The organism is Stenotrophomonas sp. ASS1 (assembly GCF_004346925.1).
GTDB classification, from domain to species: Bacteria; Pseudomonadota; Gammaproteobacteria; order Xanthomonadales; family Xanthomonadaceae; genus Stenotrophomonas; species Stenotrophomonas maltophilia_A.
Genome location: NZ_CP031167.1, coordinates 1,221,430 through 1,237,998 on the forward strand (window position 1 = coordinate 1,221,430; position 16,569 = coordinate 1,237,998).

At 65.6% G+C, this 16,569-nt stretch carries 12 protein-coding genes and 1 tRNA gene; 10 read left to right on the forward strand and 3 right to left on the reverse strand.

The genetic code is table 11. The features are described 5' to 3' along the window. Nucleotides 1-281: 281 nt before the first annotated feature. The 4 genes from MG068_RS05680 (at nucleotide 282) to MG068_RS05695 (ending at nucleotide 5,008) form a co-directional block, all read left to right on the forward strand. Nucleotides 282-3,155, forward strand: a complete 2,874-nt coding sequence (locus MG068_RS05680; RefSeq protein WP_132809582.1) for an autotransporter domain-containing protein — start codon at nucleotides 282-284, stop codon at nucleotides 3,153-3,155. A 98-nt stretch (nucleotides 3,156-3,253) separates the two neighbouring features. After that, a complete protein-coding gene (locus tag MG068_RS05685; protein ID WP_107433595.1) occupies nucleotides 3,254-4,258 on the forward strand; it encodes a 2-hydroxyacid dehydrogenase in 1,005 nt (334 codons plus the stop codon). 50 nt (nucleotides 4,259-4,308) lie between these two features. After that, a tRNA-Thr gene (locus MG068_RS05690) sits at nucleotides 4,309-4,384 on the forward strand. A gap of 189 nt (nucleotides 4,385-4,573) precedes the next feature. Further along, nucleotides 4,574-5,008, forward strand: coding sequence for a putative periplasmic lipoprotein (locus tag MG068_RS05695; RefSeq protein ID WP_107433553.1), 435 nt, complete (start codon nucleotides 4,574-4,576; stop codon nucleotides 5,006-5,008). Nucleotides 5,009-5,125: 117 nt separating this feature from the next. On the opposite strand, the gene MG068_RS05700 is transcribed toward MG068_RS05695, so the two are convergent. Then, on the reverse strand, nucleotides 5,126-5,461 hold the full coding sequence (locus MG068_RS05700) for a hypothetical protein (protein WP_132809584.1): 336 nt from the start codon (nucleotides 5,459-5,461) through the stop codon (nucleotides 5,126-5,128). A 13-nt stretch (nucleotides 5,462-5,474) separates the two neighbouring features. Further along, nucleotides 5,475-6,110, reverse strand: a complete 636-nt coding sequence (locus MG068_RS05705; RefSeq protein WP_132809586.1) for a GyrI-like domain-containing protein — start codon at nucleotides 6,108-6,110, stop codon at nucleotides 5,475-5,477. Between the two features lie 352 nt (nucleotides 6,111-6,462). Here MG068_RS05705 and cyoA point away from each other — a divergent pair, with 352 nt between their 5' ends. The 4 genes from cyoA to cyoD are packed head-to-tail and all read left to right on the forward strand — an operon-like array spanning nucleotide 6,463 to nucleotide 10,479. Beyond that, entirely contained in the window at nucleotides 6,463-7,503 is a 1,041-nt protein-coding gene (gene cyoA / locus MG068_RS05710; RefSeq protein ID WP_107433550.1) for a ubiquinol oxidase subunit II, read from the forward strand. Nucleotides 7,504-7,505: 2 nt separating this feature from the next. Continuing rightward, on the forward strand, nucleotides 7,506-9,503 hold the full coding sequence (cyoB, locus tag MG068_RS05715) for a cytochrome o ubiquinol oxidase subunit I (RefSeq protein ID WP_005408582.1): 1,998 nt from the start codon (nucleotides 7,506-7,508) through the stop codon (nucleotides 9,501-9,503). After that, the gene (cyoC, locus tag MG068_RS05720; RefSeq protein WP_005408583.1) at nucleotides 9,500-10,138 is read left to right on the forward strand and encodes a cytochrome o ubiquinol oxidase subunit III; all 639 of its coding nucleotides are present in this window, start codon (nucleotides 9,500-9,502) and stop codon (nucleotides 10,136-10,138) included. The genes cyoB and cyoC overlap by 4 nt, the downstream gene beginning before the upstream one ends. Next, nucleotides 10,138-10,479: a cytochrome o ubiquinol oxidase subunit IV gene (gene cyoD / locus MG068_RS05725; protein WP_005408584.1), complete on the forward strand. Its 342-nt coding sequence runs from the start codon at nucleotides 10,138-10,140 to the stop codon at nucleotides 10,477-10,479. Before cyoC ends, cyoD begins: the two co-directional genes overlap by 1 nt. Before the next feature lie 492 nt (nucleotides 10,480-10,971). Here the strand turns inward: cyoD and MG068_RS05730 are convergent, their stop codons facing one another. Then, complete coding sequence (locus MG068_RS05730) at nucleotides 10,972-13,029, reverse strand: putative bifunctional diguanylate cyclase/phosphodiesterase (RefSeq protein ID WP_132809588.1); 2,058 nt, start codon at nucleotides 13,027-13,029, stop codon at nucleotides 10,972-10,974. A 149-nt stretch (nucleotides 13,030-13,178) separates the two neighbouring features. Here MG068_RS05730 and radA point away from each other — a divergent pair, with 149 nt between their 5' ends. Both radA and MG068_RS05740 read left to right on the forward strand, forming a co-directional pair. Further along, nucleotides 13,179-14,555 carry a DNA repair protein RadA gene (gene radA, locus MG068_RS05735; RefSeq protein ID WP_014646395.1) on the forward strand — a complete coding sequence of 459 codons (1,377 nt, stop codon included), beginning with the start codon at nucleotides 13,179-13,181 and terminating at the stop codon, nucleotides 14,553-14,555. 144 nt (nucleotides 14,556-14,699) lie between these two features. Continuing rightward, complete coding sequence (locus MG068_RS05740) at nucleotides 14,700-16,556, forward strand: ATP-binding protein (RefSeq protein ID WP_132809590.1); 1,857 nt, start codon at nucleotides 14,700-14,702, stop codon at nucleotides 16,554-16,556. Nucleotides 16,557-16,569: the final 13 nt, after the last annotated feature.

A 16,569-nucleotide genomic window follows, 5' to 3' on the forward strand; every position in this document is an offset into this window, starting at 1 on the left:
CGCGCTCTTCGCGTACGAACGCGATGAAGGCATCCGCAGGTGCGGGCGGCTCCGGCGCGCGATGGATCAGGGGAGACGGGGTGGACAGGGCTGGCCTCGACTGTCGGTGGCGAATGCGTCATCGAGTTTTACGCGACGATGACCGGATGGGGAAGAGTGTGCATCGATCGGATTCTTATTGTGAATGTATTCATTTTTCAGGATCCGTTCCACTGGGGGAGATCGCCCCGCTGCGGCGTTGATCGTTCTACCCGCGTGTTGCGGGTGGAGAGAGAGAACGCATGAAGTATTCGAAGTTGAGCCTGGCCCTGGCCGGGCTGATGGGCGTTGGCGCCATCGCGGCAGCTGATGACGTCATGGCAATGAGTTATCACGTGCAGGACGATCGCGTCTTCCTCAGCGGCGGCGTCACCGTCGCCGATGTGGTGGCGCTGCCCGCACTGCTGGCCAAGGCGCAGGCTGAAGGCCGTCCGATCCGCGAAGTCGTGCTGCGAACGTCCAACGGTGGCGCGCTGATTGCCGGCGAGTGGCTGCAGGCGGTGATCCGTACCCAGGGCCTGGACACCATCGTGTCCGGCCACTGCATTTCGTCCTGCTCGATCATGCAGTCCGGTGGCGTCAACCGTTACCTCGGCGGCGATCTGCCGCTGGTCGACTCGGTGCAGATCCATGCCGCCAGCAGTGGTGGCAGGATCACCTATGCGCCGTCGGCGCGCATGACCCAGATCTACACAGGCAACTACGGCGGCGGCATGGATGCGGGCCTGTTGCACAAGGCCATGTATGAAGTGGTGCAGCCCAATGGCCTGCTGGTATTCCGCGACCCGGCGCGTACCACGGGTACGTCGGTTACCTTCGATCCGGATGGCAGTGGGAGCAAGCTGGAGTCATTCCCGGGCCAGGACATCCGCAGCAACAGCATCATCAACACGGCGGGCTATCGCGATCCGGGCGACACCCTTCGTGTCACCAGCAACGTCAGCGGCGACATCAACCCGGGCTACCTTCGTACCGCGCGCCAGCTGCAGGCCTTTGTCGACGACGATTTCGCGCGCTGGAACACCGACTGGGCCAGCACCTACATCAACTATGCGGTGAGCCTGTACAACTTCTCCACGCGGGGGGCGAACGGTATCGGCGCGCAGTCGTTGCAGCAGCTGCTCGCCGACCCCGACCTCCAGGATGAACTGCGCGGCCAGCTGCGGCTGGCCGATCTGGATGCCTCGACCCTGGCCAACTCCGCCGGCGTGATCCGTGTCAGCAATGGCGCCACCTGGCGCACCGCTGAAACCACCGGCGCCGATTTCATTCTGGTGGACAACGGCACCATCGCACTGGAGGGTGGTGCGCTGCGCACCCCCGAGCTGCGGGTGATGCCGGGCAGCATCGTGGTCGGCCACGGTGATATCGCATCGGTCGGCACCGACAGCGATGCGCTGCTGGATGGCACCGGCCCGTCCTACCGCGAAGATGGCTTCAACCGCCTGCGCGTGTTCGGCACGCTGATGCCGCGCGGTGGGGACCTGGTGACCCACGGCTACGTCAACATCATGCCCGGCGGCCAGGTGTTGTTCGATGTTACCGAAACCGGTGGTACCGGCAATGGCCGCCTGCGCGTCGGCAGCTTCTACGATGGCGGCACCGAGGAGGGCGCGCTGGTGATCGCGCAGGGCGCACACCTTGCGTTGAATGTGGCCCAGGGCTTCTATGCCAGTGCCTACCGCCGCGATCTGGTGGAAGGGCCGATCTACCAGGGGGGCTTCCAGGATGTCGTGCGGCTGGGGGACGCCGGATACAGTGCCAGCATCACTGCCGGTGAAGTGTTCCGCCCGCGCCACAATTCACTGCTCAGCTTCAACGTGAAGCAGACGGCCGATGGCCTGTGGCTGACCGCCAACCCCGGCTTTGACCAGCTGGGCCTGTTCGCCAATGGCACGTCCGGCGACGGCCTGGGCCGCGCGCTGGCGACCGCCTCCGATCGCCAGGACAAGGGACTGAGATCGCTGCTGGGCGCACTGCAGTTCGCCGACCGCGATGTGATCGCACAACAGGCCGGTGCCCTGCGCGGTGATGCGCACGCCAGCCTGCGACTGGCCGACACCGCGCTGGTGGGCAGTATCGGCAACGTCGTGCAGCAGCACCAGTCGGCCATGCGCAGCGGCGGTGATGCCGATGGCCTGGCCTCGCAGGTGGCGCAGTCGGTCTCCTCCCAGCCGGGCATGCGCCATGGCAGCCTGTTCAACCAGCTGGCGATGCACCTGGTCGAGCCGGCGTCGGGCAGCGTTGCGGGCAGCGGTGATGCTGGACGCAGCCACGGCATCTGGGCACGTGGTTTCGCCAGCCATGGTCGCATCGATGCTGACGGTGGCGTGGCCGGCCTGAGCCACACCATCGGTGGCATCGTGGTCGGTGCCGATACCCGCGTGGCCGATGACCGCGTGACCCTGGGCGTCAGCGTGGCCGCGGCGGACATGTCGACCAAGGCCAGCGATGGCTCTGGTTTCACTGGTGACGTGCGTGCGCTGGACGTGGGCGGCTACCTCGATGCGACGTACGCGCGCGGCTATCTGTCGGCGGCCGTGCGCTACACCGATCTGCGCCACGATACGCGTCGCAGCATCAACGGCATCGATGGCCTGCAGCAGCCACTGCGCGCCAAGTACAGCAACGATGCGATCTCCGCACGGGTGGAACATGCGTTCTCCTTCACCACCGCCAAGGGCCTGGTGATCCAGCCGTTGCTGCCGGTGGTGGACTACGCGCGCACCTCGGCCACCCGCTTCAACGAAGGGCAGGGCGCCGGTGCGCTGGTTGGCCGCAGCGGCAGCCTGGAGAGCATCCGCGTGGGTGCGGGCCTGCAGCTGTTCAAGACCTTCGAAGGCAACAACGGCGAGCGCATCACCCCGCGCGCGCGGGTGGTCTGGCAGAAGGAACTGGGCGATTCGCAGGCCCGCTACAGCACCGGCTTCGCCGCGGCACCGGATCTGGTGTTCGGCGCCAGCAGCCAGGCGGTGGGCGAGCAGGTGCTGGCCTGGAACCTGGGCGTGACCAGCCGTGCCAGCGAGCGGCTGTCCATCATGGCCGATTACGTGGGTGAGCGCCGCGACGGGCAGATCCAGAATGGCGTAATGCTGGGGCTGGGCTACAAGTTCTAAGTGGTGCACGGCACCGGCGATGAAGGCATCGCCGGTGCCATCCCCAGAACGCGCGTTGCTGCGGTATGGTCGGCGTGGCATTCCACCCAGGCCCTTCCATGCAGATCGCCGTCTTCAGTGCCCGTCCCTACGACCGTCGTTTCCTTGATGAGGCGAACCAGCGCGATGCGGCTGGGGACGGCTTTGCGTTCGTGTACTTCGATGTGGCGCTGGACGTGCACACGGCCGCGCTGGCGCAGGATTGCGCAGCCGTATGCGTGTTCGTCAACGACCGCCTGGATGCGCCGGTGCTGCACGCCCTGCATGCGATGGGCGTGCGGGCCGTACTGCTGCGCTGTGCCGGCTTCAACAATGTGGACCTGGCAGCCGCGAAAGCGCTGGATCTGTTCGTCGCACGCGTACCGGCCTATTCCCCGGAGGCGGTGGCCGAGCATGCGTTGGCGCTGGTGATGACCCTCAACCGGCAGACCCATCGCGCCTACAACCGCGTGCGCGAGGGCAACTTCATGCTGGATGGCCTGCTCGGACGCACCTTGCATGGACGCACGGTTGGCATTGTGGGTACCGGCAAGATCGGGCTGGCCACCGCGCGCATCTTCAACGGCATGGGCTGCACCGTGCTGGGGCACGATCCTTATCCGTCACCCGCGTTCGGTGGTATCGGCGAAATGGTCGGGCTGGATGAACTGCTGGCGCGTGCCGACATCGTGTCGCTGCATTGCCCGCTGACGCCTGAGACCCACCACCTGATCAATGATGCGTCGCTGGCGCGGACGAAGCCGGGCGCGATGCTGGTCAATACGTCGCGCGGCGCACTGGTCGATACCCATGCGGTGATCCGCGCGCTGAAGTCGCGCCGGCTGGGTCATCTGGCCATCGACGTGTACGAGCAGGAAAGCGCGCTGTTCTTCCAGGACCTGTCTGGCGAGATCATCGACGACGAGGCCTTCCAGCGCCTGATGACCTTCCCGAATGTGCTGGTGACCGGCCACCAGGGCTTCTTCACCGTGGAGGCGCTGCAGGAGATCTCGGCGATCACGCTGGGGAATCTGCAGGATTTCGCGGCCGGGCGGGTGTGTGCCAACCGGGTGGAGGTGGGCTGAGCCGGATGGATTGACCGCCGGGGCGCCCAGCCCGTAAAATCGCGGGCTCCGCCGGAATAGCTCAGTTGGTAGAGCGGCGCATTCGTAATGCGTAGGTCGCAGGTTCGACTCCTGTTTCCGGCACCAGTTGTAATGAAAAGCCCCGGCCTTGGTCGGGGCTTTTCGTTTTGGGCTGTGCTGGCGCGGCCCGACCCCGGCGGAAGCGTCCGATGGAACTGCAGGCATGTACCTGCCGGTCGGGGTCATCACCATTGCCGAGGTGGGTTGCTTGCGGCGCTGGACGGGGCAAGTCAGTTTCAACCAACAGGGGATGTCATGAAGAAGATCGTGGTGAGCCTGATGGCGTGCGTCGTTCTCGCCGGCTGTGCAACCCGCCAGATCAGCTCCGAACAGGCGCAACCGGTGCCTGCCGAGCGGATTTTCGCCTTCAATGGGATTGGGGACAGTGCTTCCGGACAGGTAATCTTTACGCGCGACGTCGGCGCGGTTGGTGGGGCATGCCCACTTGCACTGTATATCGACGGCACCCTGGCAGCCCATCTGCAGCGGGGAGAGTCTGTCTCGCTGTCTGTGCCTGCCGGCAATCGCATTGTCAGCGCAAGTTTCGCGGGTAAAGGTCTCTGTTTGTGGGGGGATGAATCGGCGCACAGGCGCGAAATTTCCCACGTGGTCACGGCGGGTGGCAGAACCAGGATCCGTCTCGCATTGACCCATGATGGTGTGATCCAAATCGGTCCGACCGCGTTCTAGACGCACTCCACGCAAGACGAGCAGTTGCATCAACAGAAAGCCCTGGCCTTTGCCGGGGCTTTCTGTTTCTGCCCAAGGGAAAGGTCGGTCGGCGACGTCACCGATGCAAACACAGCTTCATTCACGTCCAACGATCTCCGCACCCCGTGCCAGCCACCACGCGAGCTGCCGGAGATAGCCACCTGCCGCTCCCGCCAATGCGCCCATCATCAGGCGTGTAAGCACCCTGGTCCCGCGCACGGCCCGCTCCCGCACCCAAGGCAGTACCGCCACCACCTGTGCACCCAGCAACAGCACCAGCACGTCCAGCCCGAGCGCGTCCACCACCGGCAGCAACGGCAACAGCGCCGGGTTGCAGGCCAGCACGATCACCAGCGCAGCACCCAGCACGGCCATCAGGCGGCGCCCAGCGGGCAGGGTAGTCCAGTGCAGCAGCCGGCTGATCAGGCGCATGGCATTCCTTGTGTCACGTGTGGGAGTCCTCATCAGGCTCAATCGGCCGCACCGGCTGCCGCAGCACGGTTTTCAACCGCGCCGCGTCGGTCCTGCGCGGGTCGCTCAGGTAGATCTCATGATGGGGGCCGGCAAAGGTGTATCCCAATGCGGGCATCAGTTCGTCATGCAGATGCGCCAAGGTGGGCCCTTCGTCATCGTAGGCGCCCACGTGCAAGGTCTGCAGGCTGGGGCCCTCGGCAAGGATTTCATGGCGAAGGCTGGGCGGGACCTCGCCCAGTTTCTTCGCCGACTTGGCGATGGCAGCCTCCAACTGCGCTGGACTGATCCCGTCCGGCGTACGGATCATCACCGTCCACCTCCACTCATCCTTGCGGCGTGCGACAAAGCTCGACGGATCCTCGGCGGTCCACAGGGCTTCCAGCGGTGGCACCACGTAGTCCTGGCCCCCGGACTTCAGCGCGAACTTCAGTGCATAGCTCACCGCGTACAGCCACTGCACCGCCTGCACATACGCGGGGGCGGTATTCGGATCACCGTGGCCGTCGACCATCAGGTAGGGCAGGGGCGGTACGTCTACCGTCACGAACCGGCCCGCCGGGGGCAGGTACAACGCGCGATCGCGCTTCTTGAAGTCGATCTTGTCCACGGGCCTTCCTCCTGCGCCGAGCATCCCACGCCGGGCACCCGCCAGCACGCCTGAACAGGTTCAGACGACTTTGCCGAACGAGTCCGGACCGCCGGCCAGCACCTGATGCTAGGATGCCGCCCCCGGGTGTTCTGCCCGCCGCGCCTGCGCGGTGCGACAACGTGTCGCAGCCAGAAACGGGCCTTTCCTGCGCTCGATCATTGTCAATGCCTTTCTTAAATGGTGGGTGACGGCCTAAAATTGAAAGGCTGACTCGACCCCACCTCCCTGCCTGTCTTCCGGACCGGTGGGACCGGCTTTGGCCGGAACAGGCAGGACGGGGAACGGCATTCCCTCGCAATTGGATCGACCGATGATTCCGTTGAAAACCCTTGGGCGCTGGTTGCGCCCGGGCCTGCTGCTGTCGCTGCTGGTGATGCTCACCGGCTGCGATGCGGTGGCCATCCTCAGTCCGAAGGGCCAGATCGGCCAGGATGAGAAGACCCTGCTGATCACGGCTACCGTGCTCATGCTGCTGGTCGTCATCCCGGTCATCATCATGACCCTGACCTTCGCGTGGAAGTATCGCGCCTCCAACACCAAGGCCCGCTACGAGCCAAAGTGGTCCCACTCGACAGCGATCGAGGTGGTGGTGTGGTCCATTCCCTGCATGATCGTGCTGGTGCTGGCGGTCCTGACCTGGCGTTCGTCGCACGCGCTGGACCCGTACAAGCCGCTGGAATCGGACGTCAAGCCGGTCACCATCGAGGCGATCTCGCTGGACTGGAAGTGGCTGTTCATCTATCCGGAAGAGAAGGTGGCGGTCGTCAACGAAATCAAGTTCCCGGTCAACACGCCGCTGAACTTCAAGATCACGTCCGATTCGGTGATGAATGCGTTCTTCATCCCGCACCTGGGCAGCATGATCTACTCGATGGCTGCGATGGAGACCAAGCTCCATCTGATCGCCAACGAGACCGGTGAATTCCCGGGCATGTCCTCGCACTACAGCGGCGCGGGCTTCGCCAAGATGCACTTCACCGCCTACTCGGTCACCGATGCCGAATACCACCAGTGGCTGGACCAGGTCCGCGCCGGCGAGCAGACCCTGGACAAGGCCTCGTTCAAGGCGCTGGGTGAAGCACGCAACGCCGAGTGGTATCCGGTCACCTACTTCGGCAAGACCGAAGAAGGCCTGTTCGACTGGGTCATCGCCAAGCACATGGGCGACAACAAGCATTACGGCATGAAGCACGAACACGCCGGTGCCGCCGCTGCCGATGCCGCCAGCCATGAAGCGCACGAGGGCCATGCCCCCAGTGACGCGCATGATTCCAAGGAATCGGGTGAAAACCTGGATGCCAACGAACACGAACACGCTGGCCATGCTGGCCACGCGGGTTCGGGAGAATGAACATGTTGGGAAAACTCTCTCTTGAGTCGATCCCCCACGATCCGATCGTGCTGACCACCCTGGTCGGCGCGGTGCTGGGTGGCCTGGGCGTCATGGCCCTGATCACCAAGTTCAAGCTGTGGGGCTATCTGTGGAAGGAGTGGTTCACTTCGGTGGATCACAAGAAGATCGGCGTGATGTACCTCATCGTCGCCTTCGTCATGCTGCTGCGCGGTTTCTCCGACGCCATCATGATGCGTACCCAGCAGGCGCTCGCCGTCGGCGGGTCCGAGGGTTACCTGCCGCCGCACCACTACGACCAGATCTTCACCGCCCACGGCGTGATCATGATCTTCTTCGTGGCGATGCCGCTGATCACCGGCCTGATGAACCTGGCCGTGCCGCTGCAGATCGGTGCGCGCGACGTCGCGTTCCCGTTCGTCAACTCGCTCAGCTTCTGGCTGTTCGTGTCCGGCGCGGTGCTGATCATGCTGTCGCTGTGGATCGGTGAGTTCGCTGCCACCGGCTGGCTGGCGTTCCCGCCGTTGTCGGGCATCGAATACAGTCCAAGCGTAGGCATGGACTACTACATCTGGGGTCTACAGGTCGCAGGCCTGGGTACCACGCTGAGCGGTATCAACTTCTTCATCACCATCCTGAAGATGCGTACCCCCAGCATGAAGCTGATGCAGATGCCGGTGTTCACCTGGACCGCCCTGGTGACCAACGTGCTGATCGTCGCTGCCTTCCCGGTGCTGACCATCACCCTGGTGCTGCTGACCCTGGACCGTTACCTGGGTACGCACTTCTTCACCAATGACGGTGGCGGCAACGCCATGCTGTACATCAACCTGATCTGGATCTGGGGTCACCCGGAGGTGTACATCCTGGTCCTGCCGGCATTCGGTGTGTTCTCCGAAGTCATCGCGACCTTCTCGCGCAAGGCGCTGTTCGGCTACAAGGGCATGGTCTACGCCACCGCCTGCATCGGCGTGCTGTCGTTCATCGTGTGGCTGCACCACTTCTTCACCATGGGCTCGGGTGCCAACGTCAATGCCTTCTTCGGCATCACGACGATGATCATCTCGATCCCGACCGGCGTGAAGATCTTCAACTGGCTGTTCACCATGTTCCGCGGCCGCGTGCACTTCACCACCCCGGTGCTGTGGACCATCGGCTTCATGGTCACCTTCGTCATCGGCGGCATGACCGGCGTGATGCTGGCAATCCCGGCCATCGACTTCGTGCTGCACAACAGCCTGTTCCTGATCGCCCACTTCCACAACGTCATCATCGGTGGCGTGGTGTTCGGCATGTTCGCCGGCATCACCTACTGGTGGCCGAAGATGTTCGGCTTCCGCCTCAATGAGTTCTGGGGCAAGTGCGCGTTCTGGTGCTGGTTCATCGGCTTCTACGTGACCTTCATGCCGATGTACGTGCTGGGCTTCATGGGCATGACCCGTCGCCTGCAGAGCACGGTCAACCCGGCCTATGAGCCGCTGCTGCTGATCGCAGCTGCAGGTGCCTTCATCGTCGGCGCCGGCATCCTGTGCCAGATCATCCAGGTGGCCGTGTCGATCCGTGACCGCAAGAAGACCGTCGACCTGACCGGCGACCCGTGGGATGCGCGTACGCTGGAGTGGGAAACCTCTTCGCCGCCGGCCTTCTACAACTTCGGCACCCTGCCGGAAGTCACCGAACTGGATGATTTCTGGGAGCGCAAGCAGCGTGGTGAAGCCTGGCCGAAGCCGGCCAAGTACACCGACATCCACATGCCGCGCAACACCGGCACGGGCGTTGTCATCGGTGCCTTCAGCCTGGTGTTCGGCTTCGCGATGATCTGGCACATCTGGTGGCTGGCCATCGTCGGCTTCGTCGGCATGATCGCCACGTTCATCTACCGCACCTTCGACCAGGACGTGGACTACTGGGTCCCGGCCGCCGAGGTGGAACGCATCGAGAACGAACACCGCAAGCACCTGGAAGCCCAGGGCCTGGTGAAGTCGGAGCTGAAGGCATGAGCACCAATACCTCGACCCTGAGCCACGGGCACGCCGCGCACGCGGCGGCCCATGGCCATGACGACCACGAGCACCACGACACCGGCGGCAACACCGTCTTCGGTTTCTGGGTGTACCTGATGAGCGACTGCCTCATCTTCGCCTCGCTGTTCGCCACCTACGTGGTGCTGGCCGGCGGTACCGATGGTGGCCCGACCGCGAAGGACCTGTTCGAACTGCCGTTCGTGGCATGGGAAACCGCGCTGCTGCTGACCTCCTCGCTGACCTTCGGCCTGGGCATGATTGCCATGCACCGCAAGCAGATGGGCCAGATGTACCTGTGGCTGGGCATCACCTGGCTGCTGGGCTTCGGCTTCATGTGCATGGAAGTGTGGGAGTTCCAGCACCTGATCCATCAGGGCTACGGTCCGGACCGCAGTGCCTTCCTGTCGGCGTTCTTCGCCCTGGTCGGTACCCACGGCCTGCACGTCAGCGCCGGCCTGCTGTGGCTGCTGGTGATGTTCGTGCAGCTGAAGAAGTACGGCCTGACCCCGACCAACAAGACCCGCATGGCGTGCCTGAGCCTGTTCTGGCACTTCCTGGACCTGATCTGGATCGGCGTGTTCTCCGTCGTCTACCTCAATGGAGCGCTGTAATGGCACATGACAACCATGCACACGACCACGGCACCGGCGGCGAAAGCCATGGCACCGTGAAGTCGTACCTGATCGGCTTCGTGCTGGCGGTGGTGCTGACCGTCATCCCGTTCTGGATGGTGATGTCGGGTGATTTCTCGCGCACCGTCAACGGTGTGGTGATCGCGATCACGGCAGTGCTGCAGATGCTGGTCCACCTGGTGTTCTTCCTGCACCTGGACCGTTCTTCGGAAAGCCGCTGGAACGTCAACGCTGCGGCCTTCACCGTGGTGGTGATCGGCATCATCGTGGTCGGTACCCTGTGGGTCATGCACAACATGAACGTGCACATGATGCACTGACGTCCGCGCGACGTTGCCACGCAGAAAGGCCGCCCTCGGGCGGCCTTTTTGTTTGTCGCGCCCACCGGGAATGGCACGCGCGGTGGTAGTGCCGGCCGCTGGCCGGCAATTGCGGGAAGCCGGCCAGCGGCCGGCTCTACCAGGAGATCCACGCTGTACGGGGATGGGGTCAGAGCCCTTGCCTGCAGCAAGGGATCCGACCCCAAAGCCATCGGCCTCATCCCACCCGGTATGGCCGGCACAGCGTGGTAGTGCCGGCCGCTGGCCGGCAATTACGGGAAGCCGGCCAGCGGCCGGCTCTACCAGGATCCACGCCATGCGTGGATGGGTCAGAGCCCTTGCCTGCGGCAAGGGCTCTGACCCCAAAGCCATCGGCCTCATCCCACCTGGCATGGCCGGCACAGGGTGGTAGTGCCGGCCGCTGGCCGGCAATTGCGGGAAGCCGGCCAGCGGCCGGCTCTACCAGGATCCACGCCATGCGTGGATGGGGTCTCACCCCACCCGGCGCAGGAATTCCTCGGCGTCCATTGGTCGGCCCAGGTGGTAACCCTGCAATTGATCACACCCCAGTTCGCTCAGGTACTCGCGCTGTGCCTGCGTCTCCACACCCTCTGCCACCACCTGCAGCTGCAGGGTGCGCCCCAGCGCGATGATCGACGAGACGATGGCGGCATCCTCTTCATTGCATTCCAGATCGTGCACGAACGCGCGGTCGATCTTCAGTTCGGTGGCGGGCATGCGCTTCAGGTAGAGCAGGCTGGAATAGCCCGTGCCGAAGTCGTCGATGGCAATGTGCACGCCCATCGCGGTCAGGTCGTTGAGAATCGCCAGGCTGGCGTCCACGTCCTTCATTGCCGTGGTCTCGGTGATCTCCAGGGTCAGGCACGCCGGCTCGATGCGGTGCCGTTGCAGCACCTCGCGCACACTGTCCAGCAGCGCCGGCGAGGCGAACTGCAACGGTGACAGGTTCACCGCCATCGACCATCCGGAATGTCCGGCATCGTGCCACGCGCGCAGCTGTGCACAGGCACGGTCCAGTACCCAGTCGCCGATCGGCAGGATCAAGCCACTGCGCTCGGCGATGGGAATGAACACATCCGGCGCCAGCAGGCCCAGTTCCGGGTGCTGCCAGCGCAGCAGGGCCTCGGCGCCGGTAGCTGGTGCGCCAGCGGCCGGGAACTTCGGCTGGTAGTGCAGCAGCAGCTCGTCACGCGCGATCGCCTTGCGCAGATCCTGCAGCAGGCGCAGCTGGCGGTTGGCGCTGAGCTGCATCGACGGGGTGAAGAAGGTATAGCCGTTCCGGCCGGTTTCCTTGGTGTGGTACATCGCCGCATCGGCGTGCGCCATCAGTTCGCGCTCGTTGCTGGCGTCATCCGGGTACAGGGCGATGCCGAGACTGGCGCTGACCTGCAGTTCGGCGGCATCCAGGGTGAATGGTTCGCCGGCGGCGGCGATGATGCGTTCGGCCACCACCACCGCATCGTCCGGGGTGTCGATGGCCAGCACGATCACGAACTCGTCGCCGCCGAGGCGCGCGAACGTGTCCTGCGGCCGCAGCAGGCCGCCGATGCGCTGTGCCACCGCCACCAGCAGGCGATCTCCCAGCTGGTGGCCGTAGGCATCGTTGACCGCCTTGAAGCCGTCCAGGTCGCAGAACATCACCGCCACTGCGCGGCCGCGGCGGCGCGCCTTCTCGATGGCCTGTTCGATGCGGTCCTGCAGCAGCATGCGGTTGGGCAGCTGGGTCAGCGGGTCGTGCAGGGCGGCCTGGATCAGCCTGTCGTTGGCGTGCGCCAGTGAATCGGCCAGCAGCCCGGTGCGCACGCGCATCTGCCGGTCGAACAGCGAGGCCACCAGGGCGATGCCCAGGGTCGCCACCGTGGTGACGATCACCAGCACCGCCAGCCAACGCGTGTCGATGCCGCCGCTGCCGACCGCGCCGCAGATGCTGCCCTCCGGGAAGCGCGCCGCGGCCATGCCGGTGTAGTGCATGCCGACGATGGCCAGGCCCATCACCAGTGAGGCGAGCAGGCGCAGGCGCGTGGTGTTGCGCTGCTCGGCACGCAGGCGGAAGGCAATCCACAGCGCCGCACCGGCGGCACCGATGGCTACTGCAATGGAGGCGGCGAACCAGCCCGGGTGATAGTCGATACCCGGCTGCATGCGCATCGCGGCCATGCCGAGGTAGTGCATGGTGGCAATGCCCAGGCCCATCAGCACGGCGCCGGCCAGCAGTCGTCGCCAGGGCAGGCTGGGTCGTGACACCAGCCACAGCGCATAGGCCGAAGCGCCGATCGACACTGCAAGCGAATACAGGGTGATGCCGAGGTCGTAGCCGACCGGGATCGGCAGGTCGAAGGCCAGCATGCCGATGAAATGCATCGACCAGATACCCAGGCCCATCGCCGCCGCGCCGCCGGCCAGCCACCAGCGGGCCACGCGGCCCTCGGCCGTGGCCAGGCGGCCGGCCATGTCCAGCGCCGTGTACGAAGCAAGAATGGCCACCAGCAGGGAGATGGCGACCAGGCTCTGACTGTAACTGCCAGTCATGTTGAATCCAGAGGGGGAGGGAGGGGCGCCCGCAAGGCGCACGCCCGCGACAGCTATCGGCGCGGGTGGGCGGGACTTGAGCGGTCGCAGCACCTGCGACCCGGCTCGGCTATCCTGCCACGCCTGTTCCCGTTGCTGGAAATCATCCGATGGCAAAAGCCCGCACCGCCTACGTCTGCAATGAATGCGGCGCCGAATTCAGCAAGTGGCAGGGCCAGTGCACCGAGTGCAACGCCTGGAACTCGCTGTCGGAAATCGTGCTGGAGAGCGCGGCGGCGGCCAAGGCGCCCGCGTCGCGCCGGGCCGGCTGGGCCGGCAAGATCGACCCGCCGAAGATCACCGCCCTGAAGGACGTGGAGCAGACCGAGCATCGCCGCGTCTCGACCGGCATCGGCGAGTTCGATCGCGTGCTGGGCGGTGGCCTGGTCGAGGGCGCGGTGGTACTGGTCGGTGGTGACCCGGGCATCGGCAAGTCGACCCTGCTGCTGCAGGCGGTGGCGAAGATGGCGGCCGAGCTGCCGGTGCTGTACGTCACGGGCGAGGAGTCGCTGGCCCAGGTGGCCGGCCGCGCACACCGGCTGGAATTGCCGCTGGATGGTGTCAACGCTCTGGCCGAGACCGGCGTCGAGTCGATCCTGCAGCATGCGTCCAAGGCCGGCCCGCGGCTGATCGTGGCCGACTCCGTACAGACCCTGTGGACCGAGAGCCTGACCGCCGCGCCCGGCTCAGTCAGCCAGGTGCGCGAGAGCGCGGCGCGGCTGGTGCGTTTCGCCAAGGAGACCGGCACCGCCGTGTTCCTGGTCGGCCACGTGACCAAGGAGGGCGGTATCGCCGGCCCGCGCGTGCTCGAACACATGGTCGATGCGGTGCTGTACTTCGAAGGCGAGAGTGGCAGCCGCTTCCGCCTGCTGCGCGCGTTCAAGAACCGCTTCGGTGCGGTCAACGAGCTGGGCGTGTTCGCGATGGGCGACAAGGGCCTGAAGGAAGTCTCCAATCCGTCGGCGATCTTCCTGTCCGGCGGCAGCACCCACCAGCCGGGCAGCTGCGTGATGGTCACGCGCGAGGGGACCCGGCCGCTGCTGGTGGAAGTGCAGGCACTGGTCGATGCGTCGCCGCTGTCGAACCCGCGCCGCGTCGCGGTCGGCCTGGAGCAGAACCGGCTGGCCATGCTGCTGGCGGTGCTGCATCGCCACGGCGGCGTGCTGGTCGGCGACCAGGATGTCTTCGTCAACGTGGTCGGTGGCATCCGCGTGCAGGAGACCGCTGCCGACCTGCCGGTGCTGCTGGCGGTGCTGTCCTCGCTGCAGGACCGGCCGCTGGCGGAAAAGACGATTGCGTTTGGCGAGGTTGGCCTGTCCGGCGAGATCCGACCGGTACCCAATGGCGAAGACCGCTTGCGCGAAGCCGCCACGCATGGCTTCAAGCGCGCCATCGTGCCCAAGGCCAATGCGCCCAAGGGGGGGTCGGTGAAGGGTATGGAAGTGATCGCGGTGGAGCGCCTGTCCGAGGCTATCGACGCGGCGTGATCGCGTCGGGCATGGCCCGGCGTCACCACAGCGCACGTGGAATACGGCGGCCGACACGGTAACGGTCAGCCTCCCTGTGCTAGTTTTTCCCGCTCGACGAAGACGCCCTCTGGCGTCTTTCCGTGCCCAGGAGTAAACGATTACATGCAGGACACCGCGCTCACCGCCCCCAACGCCGAAATCCGTCGTGCCGGGGTCGATCTCAATGGACTGATGACGGTGCTGGGCAAGCACCTGTATTCCACCCCGGTGGTGGCGCTGCGTGAGCTGGTGCAGAACGCGCACGACTCGATCATCCGCCGCCGCATCGAACAGCCCGGCATCGAGGTACCTTCGCGCATTTCGGTGCAGGTCGATGCCGCTGCCGGCGTGCTGCGCATCATCGATACCGGTGCCGGCCTGACCCGCCAGGAGATCCATGACTACCTGGCGACCGTCGGCGTCGGCTACACCCGCGGCCTGCGCCAGGGCGGCGAGGACGATGAGGGCCTGATCGGCATGTTCGGCCTCGGCTTCCTGTCGGCCTTCGTGCTGGCGCGCCGGGTCAGCGTGCGCACCACCTCGTACCAGACGCCGGAACTGGGCCATCTGTACGTGTCCAGCAACGCCGAGCAGTACACCGTCAGCGAAGTGCCGGCACGCGCGGTCGGCACCGAGGTGGAACTGGAGCTGCATCCGGACTTCCTGCCGCTGGCCAACGAGGCGCGCCTGCACGAAGTGCTGGGTCGCTATTGCGCGCTGCTGTCCGAGCCGATCTTCATCGGTGCTGCAGGCGAGGCGCTCAACCCCGAGCCGCCGCCGTGGCGCAGCCAGGGTGACGTCGTCGTGCATCCGGTGCAGGCGCGTCGCCAGGCGCTGCAGTTCGCTGCGCGCTTCGAGCACGATTTCGAGCCGATCGTCACCGTGCCGCTGCGTGCCGATGGCAACAGCGATGCCACCGGCCTGCTGTGGGTGCAGGACGGTGCCACCTACGGCACCAGTGACAACCGCAACCTGTCGGTGTTCGTGCGCGGCATGCTGCTGGACGACGATGCGCGTGACCTGCTGCCGCCGTGGGCGGGCTTCATCGGCGGGGTGATCGAATCCTCGCGGCTCACGCCTACCGCCAGCCGCGAAGACCTGCAGCGCGACGACCAGTACCGCGCCGTGCAGCATGCGTTACTGGAAGCGCTGATTGATGGCCTGGCCGACGTCGCGCGGCAGCAGCCGGAAGCGTGGCGACGTGTATTGAGCCGCCACAACGAGGCGCTGCTGGGCGCGGCGCTGTGCGATGACCGCCTGTTCGACCTGTTGCTGGAGCACGTGCGCGTGCCGACCTCGCAGGGCGATCTGCCTGCCAGTGCGCTGCCCGCACGCGGTGCCGTGCATGTGATCCTCGACAACGGTGGCGGCTTCGAGGAAATGCTGTTCCGTGCGATGGGCGTGCCGGTCGCGCATGGTCATCGCTATGCAGTAGTGCCGTTCCTGCGGCGCTGGGCCCAGGCCAAGGGCCTGCGCCTGGTTGAACTGGGCACCGAACAGGGCAACCGTGCGCTGTTCCGCAGCGATGACAGCCTCGATGAGGCGCAGCTGGCATGGCTGCGCGAGCAGCTGGGTGACGGAGAACAATTGCTGCCGGCACGCTTCAGTCCCGAGTCGCTGCCGGTGGTGGTGGTGCCCGATCGCGAAGCCGAACTGAAGCAGCGCCTGGAAGACGATGAGAACGACAAGCGCGTTTCAATGGCGGCGCTGCGGCTGGCGCGTCAGTTCACCGCGCGCATCGAATCGCGTGCGCCATCGCGGTTGTACCTCAACCTCGACAACCCCGCGGTGCAGGCGCTGCTGCGTGCCCAGCGCGACGGCCACCCGCAGGCCGAAGCCGCAGCGCGCCTGCTGCGCTCACTGAAGATCATCGTCGCCGCGCAGGGCCGTCCGCTGGCCCGCGCGACCGCCACGCCCGGCCCGGATCTCAACGGCGCCTTCACCGATATCGCCGGTGCCCTGCAGCAGATGCTGCGCTGAGCACCGCATCCTC